Origin of the sequence: Nocardia wallacei, assembly GCF_029868745.1 — a bacterium.
GTDB classification, from domain to species: Bacteria; Actinomycetota; Actinomycetes; order Mycobacteriales; family Mycobacteriaceae; genus Nocardia; species Nocardia wallacei_B.
In genome coordinates, this window is the sequence record NZ_JARWOP010000120.1 from 30108 (window position 1) to 48117 (window position 18010).

The following is an 18010-nucleotide window of genomic DNA, read 5'->3' on the forward strand; positions in this document are numbered from 1 at the left end:
CGGGGCATTCTCGATGGTCACCAGGCTAATCCGCTGTCAACCCGGGCAGCACGCCCTCGTCGCGCAGCCATTTCTGCAGTTCTGCCATCCCCGTGTCTCGATCTACCACCGGCCGGTACCCGAAATCCCTTGCGGCAGCGGAGGTGTCGTAGGTCCCGGTGCGTGTCATGACGGCGACCGTGTACCGCGACAGCGGCGGTGTCCAGCGGGCCGCGACGAACGGCACGCGCCGGAACGTCTCGATCACCGCGACGGCCGAGCGCACCAGCCGTGGATCCGGCTTCCGCGACGGCGGCCGGTAGCCCAGTTCGGTGGCGACCCGCGCGAGGAACCGCCACACGTCGGTGCGTTCGGCGTCGGCGACGAAGTAGGGCTTGCCACCGACATCGTCCGAGGCAGCGGCCTTGACACAGGCATCGACGATATTGTCGACGTGGCACAGCGACGCGTACACGTCCCGGCCGAACGACAGGTCCGGCAGCGTTCCGGCGGCGGCGCGTTCCAGCAGCCGCACGATCGGGCCCGACCGGTCGCCCGCACCCCAGATGGCCCGCGGCCGGAGCGCGCAAGTGGTGAAGCCCGGCGCGTTCGCCGCCAGCACCAGCCGTTCGGCGGCCGCCTTGCTCTCGCAATAGTGGTTCAGATAGTGGCGTGGGTACGGCACCGACTCGTCGATGTCCACCTGATCGCCACCGTCACGGTCCATCAGTGCGCTGGGGCTGGAGACGAAGACGAACCGCGACGCGCCGCCCGCCCGTGCCGACGCCAGCAGCCGCTCGGTCGCGCGCACGTTCGCCGCCCAGAACTGGTCCCGGGTGCCGCGCTCGTCAACCCTTGCGGCGCTGTGGAATACGACATCGACGCTCGATGCGGCCCGGTCCAGCGAACCCGGATCGGTCAGGTCACCGGTGATGCGCTCGACCCGGTCGGCCGCCGTACCGAGATCGCGAAGATTGCTGGTCGGCCGCACCAGAATCGCCACCTCGCAGGCCCCGTCCCGCACCAGCCGCCGGACCAGCGCGCCGCCCAGAAATCCGGATGCCCCGGTCACCAATGCCTTCATCGCGCCTCCTCGGCAGGCGGCCGGGCCCGCCACCAGGTCAGCCCGAAAATCTGGGTCATCGCGGCGGTTTCGAGCCGTGGGCGGCCGGCGAGTTCGTCGGCGGCCAGCGCGATCGGGATCTGCGCGGCGTGCCCGACCGTGCTGAGGAACATGTCGGCCCACCACAGCGCGCGCAGCACCCGGCTGGCCGGGGCCCGGCCCGTGAGCGCCGCCACCAGTCCCGCGAAAATGTACAACCAGCCCAGCACCGGAACTGCCCGGAGCGCAAGGGTTTTCACACGTTCTCCTTCCGTAGCCGCCGCTGTGCCCAGACCGCGAGCCGCTCGCGCCCGATCTTCGCGTTGTGCCGGACGTCGACCGGGAAACCCGGGTGGAAGAGGAACTCCCGGACCGGCGCGACGACCTCGAATCGTTCTCGGCGGGAGCGCAGTTCGGCTTCCACCTGCCCGGCGTCGGCGCCCGGCTCGAGTTCGACGCACAGCACCGGCCGCTGCGCGCCGCGAGCCCCCACTCCGACCAGCGCCGTGCGCGCCACTCCCGGCGCCGTGTTGAACACCTGCTCGAGCTGCACGGTGAACAGCGGTCCGGCGGCGGTATGGACGCGCTGGCTCTTGCGCCCGCAGAACCAGATTCGCTGCTCCTCGTCGATCCAGGCCAGGTCGCCGGTGCGGTGCCAGACCGTGGGACCGTCGACGATCTTGCCCATCGTGTTGGCCGCTTCCGGCCAGAAGTAGCGGGTGCTGACATTCGGCCCGGCCACCACGAGTTCCCCGACGCCGCGCGAGAGGGCCGAATCCGACTCCCGCGCCCGGACGTCCGCCCACGTGGGCAGCGGCTCGTCGGTGATCGGGACGATACGGGCGCGCACGTCCTTGGCCGGGCGGCCCACGCACACACCCGCGCCGCGGTGCGCGCGCTCCACCAGGCCGCCCAGCAGTTCCCGCGACTCGACCGTCGACATGGGCAGCGCCTCGGTCGCCCCGTACCCGGCGTACACGCGGACATCGCTGGGCAGCACCCGCCGCAGACCCGCGATGCACCAATCCGGTACCGGCGCACCGCCGGAATAGACGCTCCGCAGGCTCGGCAGCGCCACACCGCGCTCCTCGACATGGCGCAGCAGCGGGATCAGCACCGCCGGCGAGGCGAACATCGTGCGTACCCCGAACCGGTTCACCGCGTCCACCACATGCGCCGGGTCGGTGGAGCCGACCTGCGAGGGAATCAGGGGCGGCAGGACACAGCGCGAGCCCAGCAGCAGTTCGAGAATGCCCGCGACGGGCGCGGTGATCAGCGATGTCCCCGGGGCGATCCGCTCCCGCGCGGCGTCGACCTGATCGATCATCGCGCTGATGTTCCCGTGCGTGAGCACCACCGCCTTCGCCGGGCCGGTGCTGCCGGTGGTGTATGCGATCAGCAGCGGATCGTCGTCCGGCGCAGGCTCCCGAAGTGGTTCCGCCGCAAGCGGCTCGCGTCCCCAGCTCGCCAGTGTGGGCCCGCATCGGAACCACCGGCCGCCGACCGTGACCGTCACGCGCACCCTGCGGAAGTAGGGGCGGAACAGCACCCGCACCGCCTGCGCCTGCGGCACTCCCACGAACGCCTCGGCATCGGCGGCCCGCAGGCAGCGCAGCATCTTGCGCAGGCCCATGCCCGGATCGATGACCACCGGCACCGCACCGACCTTGAACAGGCCGTACAGCACGGCATACAACTCGGGACCGGGCGTCACCAGCACGATGGTCCGGGTACCGCGCGCCACGCCCGCGGCGGCGAAGCGCTCCGCGATCGCGGCGGACCAGTCGTTCAGTTCCGCGTAGGACAGCCGTCGATACTCCGGCAACCCGCCGGGCCGGGTGCCGGCGGGATAAATCACGGCCTCCCGTTTCGGATGTGCCGCAACGATTTCCCGGAATCGGTCCAGTGCGCGCCAGTAGACCGTGGCGCTCACGGCGCCGCCCGGTGCCCGAGCGCGGGAATGGCGAATACATATTTCGGCACAGCGGCCCCCTGAAATTATCGCGGAATGCGAGAAAGATACGGAGAGATTACCGCAGCGCGGATCCGCTCGCTACCGTAGTCGGCGTTCGAATCGCTTGCCACACCGGAGATTACGTGTGTCGCACGGTACCGTAACAAGTTTCGAGATACCCCCTATATCCCCCTATCGCGCCGCCGCGCGCGGTTACCCGGCAGTCACCGCCCACCTGATCTTTTGCTCCACGTGGACGGGAAAATCGCCGGTTACCAGCTGGATTCGAGCGCCGGCCCCCCCGGTCCGCGGTCGGCCGGTCCTGGTAACGTTCGTTTCGGCATCGGGGCTACTGGACAACCACGGCACCCGGTATCGGAAATTCTTCCGAATACCCATTCGCCGCACCAGAATTCGACCGCATTCGCTGAACAATCCTGAGAGTAGGGGGCCATGCGTACCCGTTTCGAGTCTCTGGGGGCATACACACCCAGCACCGTGCGATCCACCGAAGACGTGATCTCCAGTCTGTCCGTTCCGCGAACACTGGACTTGGAACGAATTACGGGGATCAAGAATCGCCACGTCCACAATTCCGATCCGGACGACTACGAATCGTCGTTCGAACTGGCACTGCGGGCGATCGACGACTGCCTGCGACATTCCGATTATCGCGCCGACGAACTGGACGTGGTGATCTCGGTGTCCATCACCCGCTTCCGCGGGCCCGACAAGTTCTGTTACGCACCGTCTTTCGCACTCATGCTGCGCAACGCCATCGGCGCCACCCGCGCCCTGCACTTCGACGTCTCCAATGCCTGCGCGGGCATGGTGACCGGCGTCCTGGTGCTGGATCGGATGATCAAGGCGGGTGTGGTCCGCAACGGGCTGGTGGTCAGCGGCGAGCAGATCACGCCCATCGCCGACACCGCGGCCCGCGAGATCAGCGAGCCGTATGATCCCCAGTTCGCGGCGTTGACCGTCGGCGACGCCGCGGTGGCGGTGGTGGTCGACGACCGCGGCGACGACCACGACGAGATCCACTACATCGAACTCACCACCGCGGCCTACGGCGCCGAATTCTGCCTGGGCATGCCCAGCGACAAGACCACCGGTATCGCGATGTACACCGACAATCGCCAACTGGCCAGCGAGAAGAGGTATCGGCAGGCCCTGGACCGGATGTCGGATTTCCTCACCGAGACCGGACGGACGTGGGAGAGCGAGAAATACGACTACTGGATCCACCACCAGTTCAGCGGCCCCGCGATCGAGCACATCAGTCAGCTCGCCGCACAGCATTTCGACACCCCGATGCCGCAGGCCCTCAACGTCTACGACGAGTACGGCAACACCGCCTCCACCTCGCACTTCCTGGTGCTACACGAACATCTTGCGCGGCAACGGATTCCACGCGGCTCGAAGGTGCTGATGATTCCGGAGGCATCCGGCATCGTCTCCGGCCAGCTCGCCGCGACCATTTCCCGACTGGAGGCCTGATCGTGAGTACCGCCATCGTTTCCGCCGCCACCTGCTTGGACCCGGACACCGGCAGCTACTTCGAGCTGGCCACCCGCGCCGGGCGGTCGTGCCTGGATCAGGCCGGTGTCTCGCCCGATCGGGTGGGCGTCCTGGTCAACGCCGGAGTCTTCCGGGACAGCAACATCTCCGAACCCGCGGTCGCCGCGCTGATTCAGCAGCGGCTGGGAATCGGACTGGAGTACCGGACCGGGCGGGTGCCGACCTTCTCGTTCGACCTGATGAGCGGAGCCTGCGGCCTGGTGCACGCCCTGCTGGCCACGCATACCTTCCTGGCGCCCGGCGAATTCGAGTACGCGATGGTCGTCGCCGGTGACGCGCATCCGTCCACCGAGCGCGTGGTAGAAGGCTTTCCCTATACCCCCGGTGGGGCGGCGGTGCTGCTGCGTTCGTCGCCGGGCGCGGGCGGGTTCGGCCGCCTGTACACCGCACAGACCGAGGGGGCCGCGGAGCCGACCGCGTGGGTGGATCTGACCGCCGCGGGCACCGCGGGCCGCACGGCCCTGACGCTGCGCGCCGGATCCGGCGACTCGCTGGCGTACGCGGTCGAGGCGGTCCTGGCCTGCCTCGCCGGCGAGGGACTGGACCGGGGCGATTTCGCCATCGGCAGCGCCGTGCTGCTGGCACCCGCCGCGGAGCCGGGCTTCCGGGAGCGGCTGGCGTACCGGCTGGGAGTGCCGTCGGTGGCGATCGCCGGAGTCGATCCGGACATCGGCGACCCGTGCACCGCGGCCCCGGTGCACGCCTATCTCGACGCGGCCGCGGCGGGCCGGCTCGACGCCGCGCGCGCCGTGCTGTTCCTGGCCGCCGACGACAGTTCCGCGGCCTGCCTGGCGTATCGGCCGCAACCACTCGAACCGACCGGTAATGCGGACTCGCTTCAGACCAAACACATTGACGTGTAGCATGATTCACGCGGTGAGCCGCCACCGGCCAGGGTGGGCGAGTGCCTCGGCGGCCACCATAGATCTGTGCACCGGCTGAATCCGGATGTCCACGAGACATCCACCGCCGCAATGATGCCGCTTCTCCAGACCCGGTCCCCGACGGGGCCGACACTCCCTTCAGTCGGGCACATCCGACCGATGAAGGGACTGGAGTATGCAGAGGTCGGTCGCTCGGGACCGAGTCCGGACATCGATCGTCGCCACACCGCGCGAGCAGCACGCCGCGCGACCGCGACGAGTCGACGGGGACGAGACAATCACCGCGCTGCTGCAGGGGGACGATCCGGAGCGGCTGCGGGCCGCCTCGGCGGTGGCGGTGCTCGGTGGCGCCGCCACCGTGCAGCTGTCGGCCGCACTGGCCGAGCTGGCGCCGGACCGAATACGCAGTGTCGTAGCGGATTTCACGGAGGCGGGCTGGGTCGAGCAGGAGCGCTTCGCGCATCCGGCGATCGCGGCGCGCGTCCTGCGGGACATTCCGGACGAAGAGCGCCGCGAATTGCACGGCCGGGCGGCGGAACTGCTGCATCGCAGCGGGTTTCCCTGTACGGTCGTGGCCGGGCAACTACTGGCGGCCGGTGACGCACGCAGCACCTGGGCCGCCCAGGTGCTGGTGGCCTCGGCCGACCAAGCCCTGTCGGACGATGAGATAGACAGTGCGGCAAAGCAACTCGAACTCGCGTACCGAGCCAGTCGGCGCGCGGGTAATCGCGCCGCGATCGCGGGGCGGCTGGTCTCGGTCGAGTGGCGGCTCAATCCGTCCACCCGCACCCGCAACTTCGGTCGCCTCAAGGCGGCGCTCTACACCGGCCGGGTGCCCTATGCCGAACTACCCGCGGCCGTACTGCACATGCTGTGGCACGGCTATCAGCAGCACGCCGACCACGCGCTGTCCAGGCTGGCCCGTGGACCGGCAGGCACGCTGACCTTCAGCCCGCGCGTGGATTTCCTGTGCGCGTGGCTGCGCTACACCCATCCGACCCATCTGGAGCGACATCACCGGCTGTTCGCGGACCGGGTCCGGATCGGCGCGGGCAGCACCGCCGACCGGGAATCGCCCCATCGGCAGGCCGCGGACCTGCTCACCGGGCTGCACGTGCAGCACCCGCCCGCCGACCTGGCCGCCGCCGCTCAGCGCATCCTGGCCTGTCACCGGCTCGGCCCCGCCACCGTGGAGACGCTGGTCGCCGCCGTCGACTGCCTCATCCACACCGACCGTCTCGACACCGCCGACGCCTGGTGCGCCTCGCTGCTCGCCGAGGCCGAGGCCCGGCACGCGCCGACCTGGTGCTCGATCTTCGCCGCCCTGCGCGCGGACGCCCTGCTGCATCGCGGGAATCTCACCGCGGCCGTCGAATTCGCCACGCTGGCGCTGAATCTGGTGCCGTCGGAACATCTCGGGGTGTGGGCGGGCCGGCCGATCGCGGTGCTGGTGCGCGCGCTCACCGCGCAGGGCAATCACCTCGAGGCGGCCGCTCAGCTGCGCCGTCCGGTGCCGCGCGCGATGCTGGAGTCGCGGTTCGCGCTGTCGTATCTGCGGGCCTCCGGCCAGCACTGCCTGGCGGCCGGGCGGCCGGCGGAGGCGCTGCGGCACTTCCGCCAGTGCGGCACCCTGATGCGGCAGTGGGGACTGGACTTCGCCTGGCTGATCCCTTGGCGCAACGACATGGCGACGGCCTATCTCGACCTCGGCGAGCGACGCCGGGCCCAGGCGCTGGCGACCGTGCACCTGGAGCTGATCGGCGGGCCGGAACGCCATCCCAGCGGCGGAGTGTCGCTGCGGGTGCTCGCCGCCACCGGCGACGCCCATCGCCGCGTACCGCTGCTGCGCCGCGCCGTGGCGGTGGCCCGCACGGGCGCCGACGGCCTCGAACTGGCCACGGCCCTGGGCGAACTCGGCCGCGCCCATCGGTCGATCGGCGACGCCGACAAGGCCAGGCCGCTGCTGCGGGAAGCGGTCCGGCTGGCCGAGTCGTGCGGGTCCGGCGTCCTGGTCCGGCGCCTGCGCGGCGACCGCAACCCGCCCAGCGCCGCGCCGCAACCGCCGGTGCGGGCGACGCCCGGCCGCGTCGACGCGCTGAGTCCCGCCGAGCGGCGGGTGGCCGAACTGGCCGCGCTGGGCAAACGCAACCGCGAGATCGCCGACCTGCTCGAGATCACCACCAGCACGGTGGAACAGCACCTGACCCGGGTGTACCGCAAGCTCGGCGTCGCCCGGCGCGGGGAGTTGCGTTTCGTCCTGGCCGTGCGCGAAACAGCCGAATCGGCCGCCGGATAGGGGCGGCGGAGGCCCGAACGCACCGCGCTCGCGAGCATTTCGAGAATATGATCCCGATTGTCCGCAATTCTCCGTTGATTAGCTTTCTCGGCACGGTCTCGATTCGCGGTGCGGTAGCGAATTATGCCGGTTCGCAGCCCTTTCCGATCGCGGCGGGAAGGGCAGGGCCACCGCAACAAGCCACAACGGATTCTCGACACGAGTGCTGCGACGTTGCTATTGATTTACACGGGGAATGTTCCGTAATGGTAGCGGAACAGTGGCTGTAGAACACTTCAAGATCAACTGAAGTAAAGATCAAAAAGCGTGCTTCCCAACGAACTTCGCCTGTGTATGCTGATATCGATCGAGTTCCCATAACGGAATGGGACGACGCGAGGGCGGTGTCGTAGGTGAATGTCGACAGGATCCGGATACGGCGTGTGGCCATCGTGGCGATTGCTGTCGGCGTGCTGGCTCTGATGGCGGCGGGCGTATTGGATCATTTGTTGCTGGGTGTATTCACTTGCGTCGGCCTCGGATTGGGCTGGGCGAATGCACGACTCACCTGGTCTTCGGTCACCCGCATAACCCGGTCGGAAGCGCCGAGCAAACAGGCTCTGACGGTATCCACCGCCGGGCGGCTGTTCGGTATCACGGCGCTTTCCCTGCTGGTGGCGTTCCTGGCGCGGCCCGACGGAATCGGAATCTTCTTCGGGCTGGCCGTATTTCAGGTCGTCCACATTCTCTTCACCGTCGTGCCCGAAGTGAAAGGGATCCGCCAGCTGCCATGACGACTCCCGCTGTACTGCTCGCCCAGGAAGGCGAATCCGAACCGAAGATCAAGGTCGGTCACCACGCGGTGGCGCACGCCTTCGGCATGGAATTCAATGTCGACACCGTCGTGTCTACCTGTGTCGCGGCGCTGATCGTCATCGCACTGGCGATCGCCCTGCGAATCAAACTGACGTCCGGCGTGCCCAACGGCGTGCAGCTGTTCTTCGAAACCGTCACGGTCGGAATGCGAAATCAGGTGGAGAGCGCGATCGGCATGAAGATCGCGCCCTTCGCGCTGCCGCTGGCGGTCACGCTGTTCACGTTCATCCTGCTGTCGAATTGGCTGTCGGTGTTGCCGGTGCAGTACGGCGACGGTGAACTGATCGCGCCCCCGGCCTCCGACGTCAATTTCGTCTACGCGCTGGCGCTGTTCGTCTTCGCTTTCTACCAGGGCGCGGGTATCGCCCGGCGCGGGCCGCTCACACACGGCAAGCTGCTGCTGAAGGGCCATACCGGGTGGGGGCCGATGGTATTCGTGAACATCATCGAGGAGATCGCGAAACCGATCTCGCTTTCGCTGCGGCTGTTCGGCAACATGTTCGCCGGCGGCGTGATGCTGTCGGTGATCACGCTGTTCCCCTTCTGGATCAGCTGGGGCCCCAACGCCGTGTGGAAACTGTTCGACATGTTCGTCGGATTCATTCAGGCGTTCATCTTCTCGCTGCTGACCGTCCTTTATTTCAGCCAATCCATGGCATTGGAGCACGAGGACCACTGAGCCACACACCCTGATCGGCGCCGCCGGTCGACCAATGTTCGAGAACAGGAAGTGAAAATGGCAGATCCAGCAACCGCGACCATCATCCAGGGCGCTCTCATCGGTGGCGGTCTCATCATGGCCGGCGGTGCCATCGGCGCCGGGATCGGTGACGGTCTCGCGGGTTCCGCGCTGATCGAGGGGGTCACCCGGCAACCGGAGGCCGAGGGCAAGCTGCGCGGCAACTTCTTTCTGACCGTCGGTCTGGTCGAGGCCGCGTACTTCATCAACCTGGCCTTCATGGCGCTTTTCGTATTCGCCACTCCCGGTAAGTAATTCATCATGTCCCCGCGCACCGATGTGGCCGCCGAGGGGAATTTCCTCATCCCCAACGGCACCTTCTTCGCCGAACTGATGATCTTCCTGATCGTGCTCGGCGTCATCTGGTTCCTCGTCGTTCCGCCGATCCGGAAGGTGCTGGCGGAACGCGAGAACCGGGTCTGCGAGACCGCGGTCAACAGCACAGCGGCGAAGGAGACCCTCGCCGAGGCCGAGGCCCGTTATCAGACCGCGCTCGAAAAGGCCCGCGCCGAAGCCGCCGACATCCGCAACGAGGCCCGCGCCGAAGGCCGGGCCATTCTGGAGGAGATGCGCGGCGAGGCACAGCGGGAGGCCGACGAGATCGTCGCCGACTCCGCCGCGCAATTGCGCGCCGAGGCAGACCAGGTGGCCGCGGAGCTTCGTCATGAGGTCGAGCCACTGGCTCAGTCGCTGGCCGCGCGTGTGGTCGACGGTGATGATCGGCACGCCGGAACGGGTTCCGGCCATCAAACAGGACGGGCGTCGTCATGAATCATCCCAGTGGCGTGCTCGCCGAGGGCATCTACGACATCACCATCGACTGGCCGGTGTTCCTCAGCCAGCTGTTCGGTTTCGCGGTAATTGTGTTCGTGGCCGTGAAATGGATTGTGCCGCCGGTGAAAACGCTGATGGCCCGATCCCAGGAGACGGTCCGCAAACAGCTCGAGGAAAGCGAGCAGGCCGCGGTCCGGCTCACGGAGGCCAAGCAGGCCTACGACAACGCGCTCGCCCAGGCGCAGGCCGAGCTCGAGACCTTGCGAGCCGACGCGCAGACCGACGCGAAGTTCATCGTCGCGCAGATGCGCGAGGCGGCCGCCGCCGAGGTCGAGCGGGTACGCAAGCAGGGCCGCGCGCGGATCCTGCAATTGCGCCGCCAGATGGTCAGCGACCTCGAGACCGACTTGGCCGCCGCCATGCTGGAGCTGACCGAGGAGAAGGTCCGCGATCGGGTCAGCACCCCGCAGGCCAAATCGGACAGCATCGAGCGCTTCCTGGAAGATTTGGAGGCCCTGGCCAATTCGGGCAACGGTGTCCAGCGCCGAGTGCAGCCCCGCCGGATCTGACCACCACCCCGCCGGGAGCGGCTCCGTGCCTTTCCGTGCGATCTCACAGCCTGCTGTTCGGCGCTGTGAGTGTGGTGCAACGCACAGGCCATAACCCGACAACGGCCCGCGACCTTCGAATAACCGTTTCGCAATCAACGGGTGGTGTCCTTGAACCATGAGCATCACGTCATGGTTCAGGTCCAAGTCCGAGCCGACCGCGGTGGTCGAGCCGGGCACGATCTACGAGCAGATCGGCGGCCAGGAGGCGCTCGAGGCAGTCGTCGAGGATTTCTATGTGCGCGTCCTCGCCGACGCGGAACTGGCGCCGTTCTTCACGGGCACCAACATGTCCCGGCTGAAGGGCCGGCAGGTCGAATTCTTCGCCGCCGCACTGGGCGGACCCGAGCCGTACACCGGCGCGCCGATGAAGCAGGTCCATCAGGGCCGCGGCATCACCATGCACCACTTCGGCTTGGTCGCCGGGCATCTCACCGATTCCCTGAAAGCGGCAGGGGTACCGGACGATCTGGTAGCGCAGATCATCGGCGCGGTAGCCCCATTGGCCGACGACATCGCCTCGGACGCCAAGTAGCGGTCGCGGGTGGAGTCCAGCCCGAACACTCCACCCGCACCGAACGCCGATCGGCCCCAGCGCTGGGAATCGGGCGCTGGCCCGCCGAGCTGTCGCGAAGTACCGTTGCCGGGCCCAGCCACCCGTCACCGGAACGAGGACATGCTCTACCTGAAGATTGTCGCGTGGGGCTTGGTCGCGGGCCTGGTCAATTCGGCCGCAATGGCGATCCTGTACGGAAACCCGTGGGTGGCGCGCATTCATGCCGCGGACCACAGGGCGAATGTCGCCGGACCGAGCACACGCTCCGGCTCGAGGAACTTCAGCGCTCATTTCCTCGGTACCCAGCTCGAGGTGTACGTCGTCACCATCGGCTACGCCTGGCTGCATCCACTCCTTCCGCTGCACGGACTGATCGGCGCGCTGGCCCTGGCTCTACTCTTCGCGGCACTACGAACCTGCGCGCCGGTGTGGGCGCTGTGGCTGCAGGCCACCCACTCCGTCCGCTACCTGGCGGTAGAGGTCGCGGCGGGCATTCTCAGCAGCATCGCTGTCTCGCTCACTCTGTATCTGCTCATGTGAAGAACTCACCCCGGAGTCGCTAAGTACCGTCGACGATGGCGTTGATCAGAGTGCGGCCGTCGTGACTGCTCACGGTGACCTTCTGGACGAATTGCGCCGGCAGAGTGCCGGGCCATTGTTCGAACAGATCCAAGCGCCACAGTGTGCCGCGACCGTCGGGCAGCCGGGTGATCCGGGTGCAGTATCGGGTGCCGGCCGGGGTGCGGTCTATACCCTGCTGGATCACGTCGGCCGACGGAACGGTCGCGTCCGGGGCAACCACGCCGCGGGCCGCGGCGCCGGAACGCTGCACGTAGTAGGCGTGTTCGAAGGCCAGGATGGCGCTGGGCGCGTCGGCGGTGCCGCCGGGGCCGGTGCCGGTGGCGAAATCCGAGCCACGGGTGTCGCGGCAATCCGCGATAGCCATCGCGTCCGTGGGTGGCGCGGGGTCGCGACCGATCGACGGCGCGACCGGGGCGCCGATCACGGGTACCTCGGTCGCCCGCGCGCTGTCCTCGCTGGAACTGCCGGGCGTCAGCACTACGGCGTTGATCAGCATCGCGAGGGCGATCATGACCAGGCCCGACCCAGCCACCAGCGACAACATCAGCGCGCGACCGCGGCGACGCCGCGCGGTGCCCGTCTCGCCGCGACCACGTCGTGACCGGCGGCGCGCCGCTGCGCCGGAGGACGGATCGACCAGTGCCGCGACCGCGGTATCCGGAATGGCCCAGCCACTCTGCGGCGGCCGGTCGTCGGACGGCTTCTCGTCGTCGCCGCGCCAGGTTTTCCACACTTGCGTGTCCGCGACATCGGGGTCGAAATCGTCGTCGTACGCCGGGGGCAGCGGTTTCTCGTAGCCGCGCGCGTCGGCGCCGAGGTACGTGGCGACGTCGATCTCCTCGATACCGGTGCCCACCGCTGCCGCCGCGACCTGGGTGGGCGTGGGGGTCGGCGGGCGGCGGGCGGCGTTCAGGTGCTCGGTGCCGTCCTTGCGCGCTGTGCTGTTCCGGCGCACGGCGTCGATCCAACGCGGTTGGGAGCCTTGATGTTCGGCGTCGCCCTGGCGGACGCCTTCATGTTTCAGGCTCGGTGGCTCGACGTCGTCGCCGCCCATCGCCGCTGGTGGCTGTGGCGGGGAGCTGCCCGCACGCAACAACGGCAGCGGAGGTGCGAACGGGTTGGCTCCGGCACCGCCGGTCTGCTCGGCGCCCGCCTTTTCGGGCCCGGTATCGCGGTCACTCATCGGCGTCGAAGTCGGCAGGGAACGATCCGAGAGCAAGCACCGTCTCGCCGGCATCCGCAGTGATCTGCTCCCCCGTCGGGATCACGGTGACGCCGAGCTGCCCACGGCGCGGCACCTCGGTACCGGGTGGTGGTGGCGGTACTTCCCCACCAGGTGGTGGTAGCACAACATCGGACGACGGTGGCACCTCACCACCAGGCGTCGGCGGCACCTCAACACCGGACGGTGGTGGTACCCCCGCACCAGGTGTCGGGGGCACTTCCGCGCCAGGTGCCGGGGGTACTTCCACGCCAGGTGCCGGCGGTACTTCCGCACCAGGTGCCGGCGGTACTTCCACGCCAGGTGCCGGGGGTACCTCCACACCAGGCGGCGACGGTGGTGGTTCCGCACCAGGTGCCGGGGGTACCTCCGCACCAGGCGGCGACGGTGGTGGTTCCGCACCAGACGGTGGCGGTGGTTCCGCACCGAGCGGTGGCGGCGGTTCCTCGACGCCGGGGCCTGCGGGCGGGCGGTTGGTGGATGGCGGCGGCAGCGAATCGTCCGGGGGGACAAGCGGTTCCGACGGAGGCGGAGCGGACTGCGGATTCGGCCCGCCTCCGGTATCAGGCGATGGAACCGGGATATCGCTGTGTCCTGCCTCGGGCGAGGGCGCCGAATCACCACTATCACCAGCCTCGGGCGACGGTACCGAATCATCACCCTCACCGGCCTCGGGCGACGGAACCGGACCACTACCCTCACCAGGCGACAGCGCCGAATCACCACCGTCACCGACTTCAGGCGACAGCGCCGAATCACCACCGTCACCAACTTCGGGTGACGGCTCGGAATCACCGCCCTCACCAGCATCAGAGGACGGTGCGGGGGTGTCGCCCGCGGCGGTGCCCTGGCCATCCTGTCCGGCCTGATCTGGACCAGCACCGTCCCCCGGCTGTAGCCCGAGGACGGCCGGGAGACCCTCCTCGATCGCCTTCTCGGCGACCTTGCCGCCCTCTTCGACGCCGTACACGACCGCCTCGGCCACGCGCTCGACGAGGCCGGTCCCGGCCTGCACCGCCGCGTGTAGCGCGGTGGTGCCCAACTGCACCGCCGTTTGCAGAGCTGCGATTTGCACTTGGGCCTCAGCGAGTTTCGTCATAGCGGGCGATGTCGCCGCGTTGGCGCCGGGGCCGGAGGCCTCGGGCTCGGCAGTCGTGGAGGCTTCGGGGGCGGGAGGAGCGACGGCGGCCAGGCGGCGGCCGTGGTCGTCGAGTTCGGTACGCGCCGCACTGATCACCACGAGGGCTTCGCGCAGTGCCAGCGCGCCGCGGTCGATCACCGCGTCGGTGTCCGAGAGCGCGGTGGCGACCGACATCATTCCGTTTGCGTCACTGCGGAATTCCGCGATGATGCGGTCCATCCGGGCGCGGGCGATGCTGGTGGTGGTGTGCGCGGCGGCCAGCAGATCCAAATAAGTACCGGTGCGGTCGTGCAGTGCGTTCACGTCGGCCGCCGCCGCGCGCATCGCCGGGACCGCGGTGTCGGCGGCCGAACCGAGGGTGGTCGACTCCACCGCGGCGATACCGGCACGGTGCACGGCCTCGGTTCCGCCGATGTGGGCGGACACGTCACCGAGAGCGCCGGAAATGGCGGCGGACGGCACACTCGCACCCGATCCGAGCGCGGCTCGCAACGCGTACAACGGACCGACCAGAGCGGCCACCATCGGCGGATCGGGGATCTCGACGCCGGTCTCGTCGGCACCCGTGGAAGTCAGGCGTCTCATGCGAGCACCCACCCGGCGTGTCCGATCTCGGCCGCGGCGTCCGCATCGGTCGCGCCGGTGACGCCGACCAGGCAGGACAGCGCCTCCCCGCAACGACCGACCTGCCCGGAGGCGGCGGTCAGCGCATCGACATGGCCACCGACCGCGGCCACCCAGCGAGCAGCGAAATCGCGGCCGATCTCGCCGAGATCATCGGTCAGACCATCGATGTCGGTGGCGCCCGCGGCGGATCGCGCCGCGATGTTCAATATGGCGGCCACGTCGGCGGCAGCCGCGGTGTATGTGGCCACGGCCGCAGCATCGACGTGTAACTGCTGCTGCATGCGGTCTCCCTCACCCTCGCATCTGTCGAATACTTGGACGGCGGCCGGAGCGGATCGGTTCCCTCTCCGCTGATTTGGCGGAAAGGCCGACGTCACCGCAGGTCGCAGGCGCAGCAAGGGCGACCGTCCGCCCGACTCGCATTCGCGCAGTTAGAATCTCGGCCATGCCTCCAAGTTCAAGGCCTTCGGTTCGCGATAGTCTGGTTATTTGCACAACAGTTCTGAACCCGGGCCCGAACTACCAAAGTTGGATCGATTACCACCTGCGGCGAGCCGACCTGATTCTGATACTCATGGACGATGCCGCCGAGCGGCCGAAGTTCGAGCCCTTCATAAAAGATCCGCGAGTTATTTTGCTACCGGGAAATCCCGACCGCAGTGATATGACACCGTCGGGCCTCATGGATCGAATCAACGACAATACGCAATTCGTCGTCAATTTCGCCGCGAAACACGGGATCGACTGGGTCATGGCGTTGGACCAGGACGAGATCCTGTTCGACCGCGGCGACAGCAGCTGGCGGACCATGGACGACGTCGGCCAGGTCACGTTCATGAACCACGAAGCGGTACCTGTCGCCCACGAGATCGATAATTTCTACGCCGAATGCACGCTGTTCCGGGTCAACGGCCGAAACGAATTCATGGCCTACGGAAACGGCAAGAGCGCCGTGCGGGCCGCCCCCGGCGTCCGCGCGGGAGCCCACGAATTCTCCGGCCACCGCGGAGAGCGACGCATCATGGAAAGCCCCGCCATCCTGCACTACCCGAACCCGACATTCGAGAGCTGGGTAGCAAAGTTCAAGAACTTCACCACCTTCTCCGACCACTGGCGAGACAACCCCGAAGACCCCATCCTCCTGTCCTTCATGCTCCGCTCCCGCGACCTGGTACACGCCGCCCTCGAAAGTGGCGACTGGAACGAGGCCCGCACCTACTTCCACTCCTGGATACCCGACAACAAGACCCGCGACCAACTGCTGGCAACAGGAGCCTTACAATACTTCGACCCCATGGCGGAACTATCCAGCCCTGAAACCCGGTCGGTCACGGTCGGTGAGTAAGAACTCGAACTCATACCCCTGGTGAGGTGAGTGGGACGGGTGGGGCGGTGTTCAGCTCGCTCCGGCTGTCCAGGGATCGATGACTGAAACACGTGCCGCGCGAAACGGCGCTGTGTCTCGTGTCGCCACGGTCATACCCGCCGCGGTGGCGGTCGCAGCGATCTGGCCGTCGGCGGTACCGATCGCCGATCCAGCCGTTCGAGCTGCTGCCATTAGTTCGACATAGGCCCCGGCAGCGGCGAGGTCGAACGCGAGCACGCGGCCGGCGAACAACGGCAGCACGCGGGCCTCGAGCCGGTCGTGCAGCAGGTCCCGCCGCTTGCCCGCTGGCAGAGTTGCGACGCCGAACCGCAGTTCTGCGATGGTGATCGCGGACAGGTACAGCGTGCGTAGCGGCTGGCGGTCGATCCAGGCCACCACGCCCGGATCCGGCGCTTTGCGCATGGTCTCGGAAATGACGTTCGTGTCGAGAACGATCACGAGTCGAACTCCACCGGTTGTGCCGGAATGCGATCCCGCGCGGTGAGTGCCGCGTGCTCGGCGTCGGTTAGCTCAACCTCGCGGCCGATATCGGCCAGCAGCGACCCCAACCTCACGTCCGGGGCCGGCATGACGGCCTCGGTGAGGATCGCCCGGACTTCGGCCTCGGTACTCCGGCCGTGCTCGGCGGCACGGCGGCGCAGTGCTTCGCGAACGTCGTCGGGTAGGTCTCGCACCGTCAATCTGGCCATGGTCAATCACCTACTCCTAGGATGTGACGCCAACGGCGTCACTGCCATCAATGACGTCATCGCCTGCAATAATACGACAGGTTCCCGATGGTCAGGTCGATTCCATACCGCCGTTTGAAGCACTCGTCTGCTGCCACCCCCTGTAGCACTCGACGTAAAGAGCACCGTATTGGTTCCGCTGCATATCTCCTTGGTTCAGCTAGGAATGCCTTACGCCCCGGACCCTGCAGAGACCGTGACACAAGGCATCGAATGCACGAAAACTACTGCGCAAGAAGGGAACTCACGATTTCCGCCGCTTAGGCAACAACACCACCGCCTGTTCGCTCGGGAAACCGGACGATGCGCGATCGGCCCCCATAAGCGCTGTTCTGGATCAACTCGGCTGCAAGATTCAGTGTTTCTGCTGGTGAAGTGGATGGTGGGACGGGTGGGGCTCGAACCCACGACCAACGGATTATGAGTCCGCGGCTCTAACCGACTGAGCTACCGTCCCCCGGGCGCCGCGTGGTTGGCGGGCGTTGCGATGGTACCGGGTTCGGTGGGGCGGTTCCTAGTCGGATCGCCGGGATAGGGTGGGGGCGACGGATGGGAGGTCGGTTGTGGCGGGATTGTTGGTGAAGGTGCTGCGGGGGCATCAGTGGGTTTATGAGAAGTCCGGTGGGGTGGTGGGGCATCGGCTGTTGTTCGGGAATCCGACGTTGCTGCTGCGGACCGTGGGGCGGAAGACCGGGCAGGCGCGGACCAGTGCGCTGACCTATGCGCGGGACGGGGAGGATTATGTCGTCACCGCGTCCAACGGTGGGTCGCCGCGGCCGCCGGGGTGGCTGGCGAATGTGAAGACGCGGCCCGACTGCGAGATCCAGGTCGGGCGGCGACGGATACCCGTCACCGCCCGCCCCACCTACCCGGACGACCCGGACTACGCCCGACGGTGGAAGCTGGCCGACAAGGTGAACGGCGGCCGATACACCCAGTACCAGACGATGACCGAGCGGCCGATCGCGCTGGTCGTGCTGAGCCCGCGGACCTGA

General features: G+C 67.8%; 20 protein-coding genes and 1 tRNA gene. 12 read left to right on the plus strand and 9 right to left on the minus strand.

The annotated features are described in order from the left end of the window. Positions 1 to 25: 25 nt before the first annotated feature. The 3 genes from QH470_RS09380 to QH470_RS09390 are packed head-to-tail and all read right to left on the minus strand — an operon-like array spanning position 26 to position 3014. The gene (locus QH470_RS09380; protein WP_280271893.1) at positions 26 to 1063 is read right to left on the minus strand and encodes an NAD-dependent epimerase/dehydratase family protein; all 1038 of its coding nucleotides are present in this window, start codon (positions 1061 to 1063) and stop codon (positions 26 to 28) included. Continuing rightward, complete coding sequence (locus QH470_RS09385; RefSeq protein ID WP_280271894.1) at positions 1060 to 1341, minus strand: hypothetical protein; 282 nt, start codon at positions 1339 to 1341, stop codon at positions 1060 to 1062. The genes QH470_RS09380 and QH470_RS09385 overlap by 4 nt, the downstream gene beginning before the upstream one ends. Next, complete coding sequence (locus tag QH470_RS09390) at positions 1338 to 3014, minus strand: fatty acid CoA ligase family protein (RefSeq protein ID WP_280271895.1); 1677 nt, start codon at positions 3012 to 3014, stop codon at positions 1338 to 1340. The genes QH470_RS09385 and QH470_RS09390 overlap by 4 nt, the downstream gene beginning before the upstream one ends. A 519-nt stretch (positions 3015 to 3533) precedes the next feature. Here QH470_RS09390 and QH470_RS09395 point away from each other — a divergent pair. From QH470_RS09395 to QH470_RS09440, 10 genes are all read left to right on the plus strand, one after another. Continuing rightward, positions 3534 to 4535 carry a 3-oxoacyl-ACP synthase III family protein gene (locus QH470_RS09395; RefSeq protein WP_342228429.1) on the plus strand — a complete coding sequence of 334 codons (1002 nt, stop codon included), beginning with the start codon at positions 3534 to 3536 and terminating at the stop codon, positions 4533 to 4535. A 2-nt stretch (positions 4536 to 4537) separates the two neighbouring features. Continuing rightward, positions 4538 to 5479, plus strand: a complete 942-nt coding sequence (locus QH470_RS09400) for a hypothetical protein (protein WP_280271897.1) — start codon at positions 4538 to 4540, stop codon at positions 5477 to 5479. Between the two features lie 196 nt (positions 5480 to 5675). Then, positions 5676 to 7796 (plus strand): LuxR C-terminal-related transcriptional regulator, encoded by a 2121-nt coding sequence (locus QH470_RS09405; protein WP_280271898.1) that lies wholly within the window; start codon positions 5676 to 5678, stop codon positions 7794 to 7796. Positions 7797 to 8218: 422 nt separating this feature from the next. Continuing rightward, a complete protein-coding gene (locus QH470_RS09410) occupies positions 8219 to 8569 on the plus strand; it encodes a hypothetical protein (RefSeq protein WP_280271899.1) in 351 nt (116 codons plus the stop codon). Next, on the plus strand, positions 8566 to 9330 hold the full coding sequence (gene atpB, locus QH470_RS09415; RefSeq protein WP_425302641.1) for a F0F1 ATP synthase subunit A: 765 nt from the start codon (positions 8566 to 8568) through the stop codon (positions 9328 to 9330). The genes QH470_RS09410 and atpB overlap by 4 nt, the downstream gene beginning before the upstream one ends. Positions 9331 to 9387: 57 nt before the next feature. Next, entirely contained in the window at positions 9388 to 9645 is a 258-nt protein-coding gene (locus tag QH470_RS09420; RefSeq protein WP_280271900.1) for a F0F1 ATP synthase subunit C, read from the plus strand. A 6-nt stretch (positions 9646 to 9651) separates the two neighbouring features. After that, complete coding sequence (locus tag QH470_RS09425) at positions 9652 to 10161, plus strand: F0F1 ATP synthase subunit B (protein WP_280271901.1); 510 nt, start codon at positions 9652 to 9654, stop codon at positions 10159 to 10161. Further along, positions 10158 to 10733, plus strand: coding sequence for a F0F1 ATP synthase subunit B family protein (locus QH470_RS09430; protein WP_280271902.1), 576 nt, complete (start codon positions 10158 to 10160; stop codon positions 10731 to 10733). Before QH470_RS09425 ends, QH470_RS09430 begins: the two co-directional genes overlap by 4 nt. Positions 10734 to 10890: 157 nt before the next feature. Next, positions 10891 to 11307: a group I truncated hemoglobin gene (locus QH470_RS09435; RefSeq protein WP_280271903.1), complete on the plus strand. Its 417-nt coding sequence runs from the start codon at positions 10891 to 10893 to the stop codon at positions 11305 to 11307. Between the two features lie 141 nt (positions 11308 to 11448). Beyond that, positions 11449 to 11868, plus strand: coding sequence for a hypothetical protein (locus QH470_RS09440; protein ID WP_280271904.1), 420 nt, complete (start codon positions 11449 to 11451; stop codon positions 11866 to 11868). A 19-nt stretch (positions 11869 to 11887) separates the two neighbouring features. Here QH470_RS09440 and QH470_RS09445 read toward each other — a convergent pair whose 3' ends face one another. The 3 genes from QH470_RS09445 to QH470_RS09455 are packed head-to-tail and all read right to left on the minus strand — an operon-like array spanning position 11888 to position 15181. After that, a complete protein-coding gene (locus tag QH470_RS09445; protein ID WP_280271905.1) occupies positions 11888 to 13093 on the minus strand; it encodes a DUF8176 domain-containing protein in 1206 nt (401 codons plus the stop codon). Further along, entirely contained in the window at positions 13086 to 14858 is a 1773-nt protein-coding gene (locus tag QH470_RS09450; protein ID WP_280271906.1) for a hypothetical protein, read from the minus strand. The genes QH470_RS09445 and QH470_RS09450 overlap by 8 nt, the downstream gene beginning before the upstream one ends. Beyond that, positions 14855 to 15181, minus strand: coding sequence for a hypothetical protein (locus QH470_RS09455; protein WP_280271907.1), 327 nt, complete (start codon positions 15179 to 15181; stop codon positions 14855 to 14857). Before QH470_RS09455 ends, QH470_RS09450 begins: the two co-directional genes overlap by 4 nt. A gap of 293 nt (positions 15182 to 15474) precedes the next feature. Here QH470_RS09455 and QH470_RS09460 point away from each other — a divergent pair, with 293 nt between their 5' ends. Then, positions 15475 to 16245 carry a hypothetical protein gene (locus QH470_RS09460; protein WP_280271908.1) on the plus strand — a complete coding sequence of 257 codons (771 nt, stop codon included), beginning with the start codon at positions 15475 to 15477 and terminating at the stop codon, positions 16243 to 16245. Positions 16246 to 16296: 51 nt separating this feature from the next. On the opposite strand, the gene QH470_RS09465 is transcribed toward QH470_RS09460, so the two are convergent. The 3 genes from QH470_RS09465 to QH470_RS09475 all read right to left on the minus strand — a co-directional run bounded on the left by QH470_RS09465 (position 16297) and on the right by QH470_RS09475 (position 17472). Then, a complete protein-coding gene (locus tag QH470_RS09465) occupies positions 16297 to 16725 on the minus strand; it encodes a type II toxin-antitoxin system VapC family toxin (RefSeq protein ID WP_280271909.1) in 429 nt (142 codons plus the stop codon). Then, the gene (locus QH470_RS09470) at positions 16722 to 16976 is read right to left on the minus strand and encodes a FitA-like ribbon-helix-helix domain-containing protein (protein WP_280271910.1); all 255 of its coding nucleotides are present in this window, start codon (positions 16974 to 16976) and stop codon (positions 16722 to 16724) included. The genes QH470_RS09465 and QH470_RS09470 overlap by 4 nt, the downstream gene beginning before the upstream one ends. 419 nt (positions 16977 to 17395) lie before the next feature. Further along, a tRNA-Ile gene (locus QH470_RS09475) sits at positions 17396 to 17472 on the minus strand. A 106-nt stretch (positions 17473 to 17578) separates the two neighbouring features. Here QH470_RS09475 and QH470_RS09480 point away from each other — a divergent pair. Then, the gene (locus QH470_RS09480; RefSeq protein ID WP_280271911.1) at positions 17579 to 18010 is read left to right on the plus strand and encodes a nitroreductase family deazaflavin-dependent oxidoreductase; all 432 of its coding nucleotides are present in this window, start codon (positions 17579 to 17581) and stop codon (positions 18008 to 18010) included.

Bases quoted from the DNA above. Each gene is read 5' to 3' on its own strand.
- QH470_RS09450 (WP_280271906.1), bottom strand. From the start codon at position 14,858: ATGAGACGCCTGACTTCCACGGGTGCCGACGAGACCGGCGTCGAGATC.
- QH470_RS09435 (WP_280271903.1), top strand. From the start codon at position 10,891: ATGAGCATCACGTCATGGTTCAGGTCCAAGTCCGAGCCGACCGCGGTG.
- QH470_RS09460 (WP_280271908.1), top strand. From the start codon at position 15,475: ATGGACGATGCCGCCGAGCGGCCGAAGTTCGAGCCCTTCATAAAAGAT.
- QH470_RS09455 (WP_280271907.1), bottom strand. From the start codon at position 15,181: ATGCAGCAGCAGTTACACGTCGATGCTGCGGCCGTGGCCACATACACC.
- atpB (WP_425302641.1), top strand. From the start codon at position 8,566: ATGACGACTCCCGCTGTACTGCTCGCCCAGGAAGGCGAATCCGAACCG.
- QH470_RS09440 (WP_280271904.1), top strand. From the start codon at position 11,449: ATGCTCTACCTGAAGATTGTCGCGTGGGGCTTGGTCGCGGGCCTGGTC.
- QH470_RS09470 (WP_280271910.1), bottom strand. From the start codon at position 16,976: ATGGCCAGATTGACGGTGCGAGACCTACCCGACGACGTTCGCGAAGCA.
- QH470_RS09380 (WP_280271893.1), bottom strand. From the start codon at position 1,063: ATGAAGGCATTGGTGACCGGGGCATCCGGATTTCTGGGCGGCGCGCTG.
- QH470_RS09420 (WP_280271900.1), top strand. From the start codon at position 9,388: ATGGCAGATCCAGCAACCGCGACCATCATCCAGGGCGCTCTCATCGGT.
- QH470_RS09445 (WP_280271905.1), bottom strand. From the start codon at position 13,093: ATGAGTGACCGCGATACCGGGCCCGAAAAGGCGGGCGCCGAGCAGACC.
- QH470_RS09425 (WP_280271901.1), top strand. From the start codon at position 9,652: ATGTCCCCGCGCACCGATGTGGCCGCCGAGGGGAATTTCCTCATCCCC.
- QH470_RS09405 (WP_280271898.1), top strand. From the start codon at position 5,676: ATGCAGAGGTCGGTCGCTCGGGACCGAGTCCGGACATCGATCGTCGCC.
- QH470_RS09430 (WP_280271902.1), top strand. From the start codon at position 10,158: ATGAATCATCCCAGTGGCGTGCTCGCCGAGGGCATCTACGACATCACC.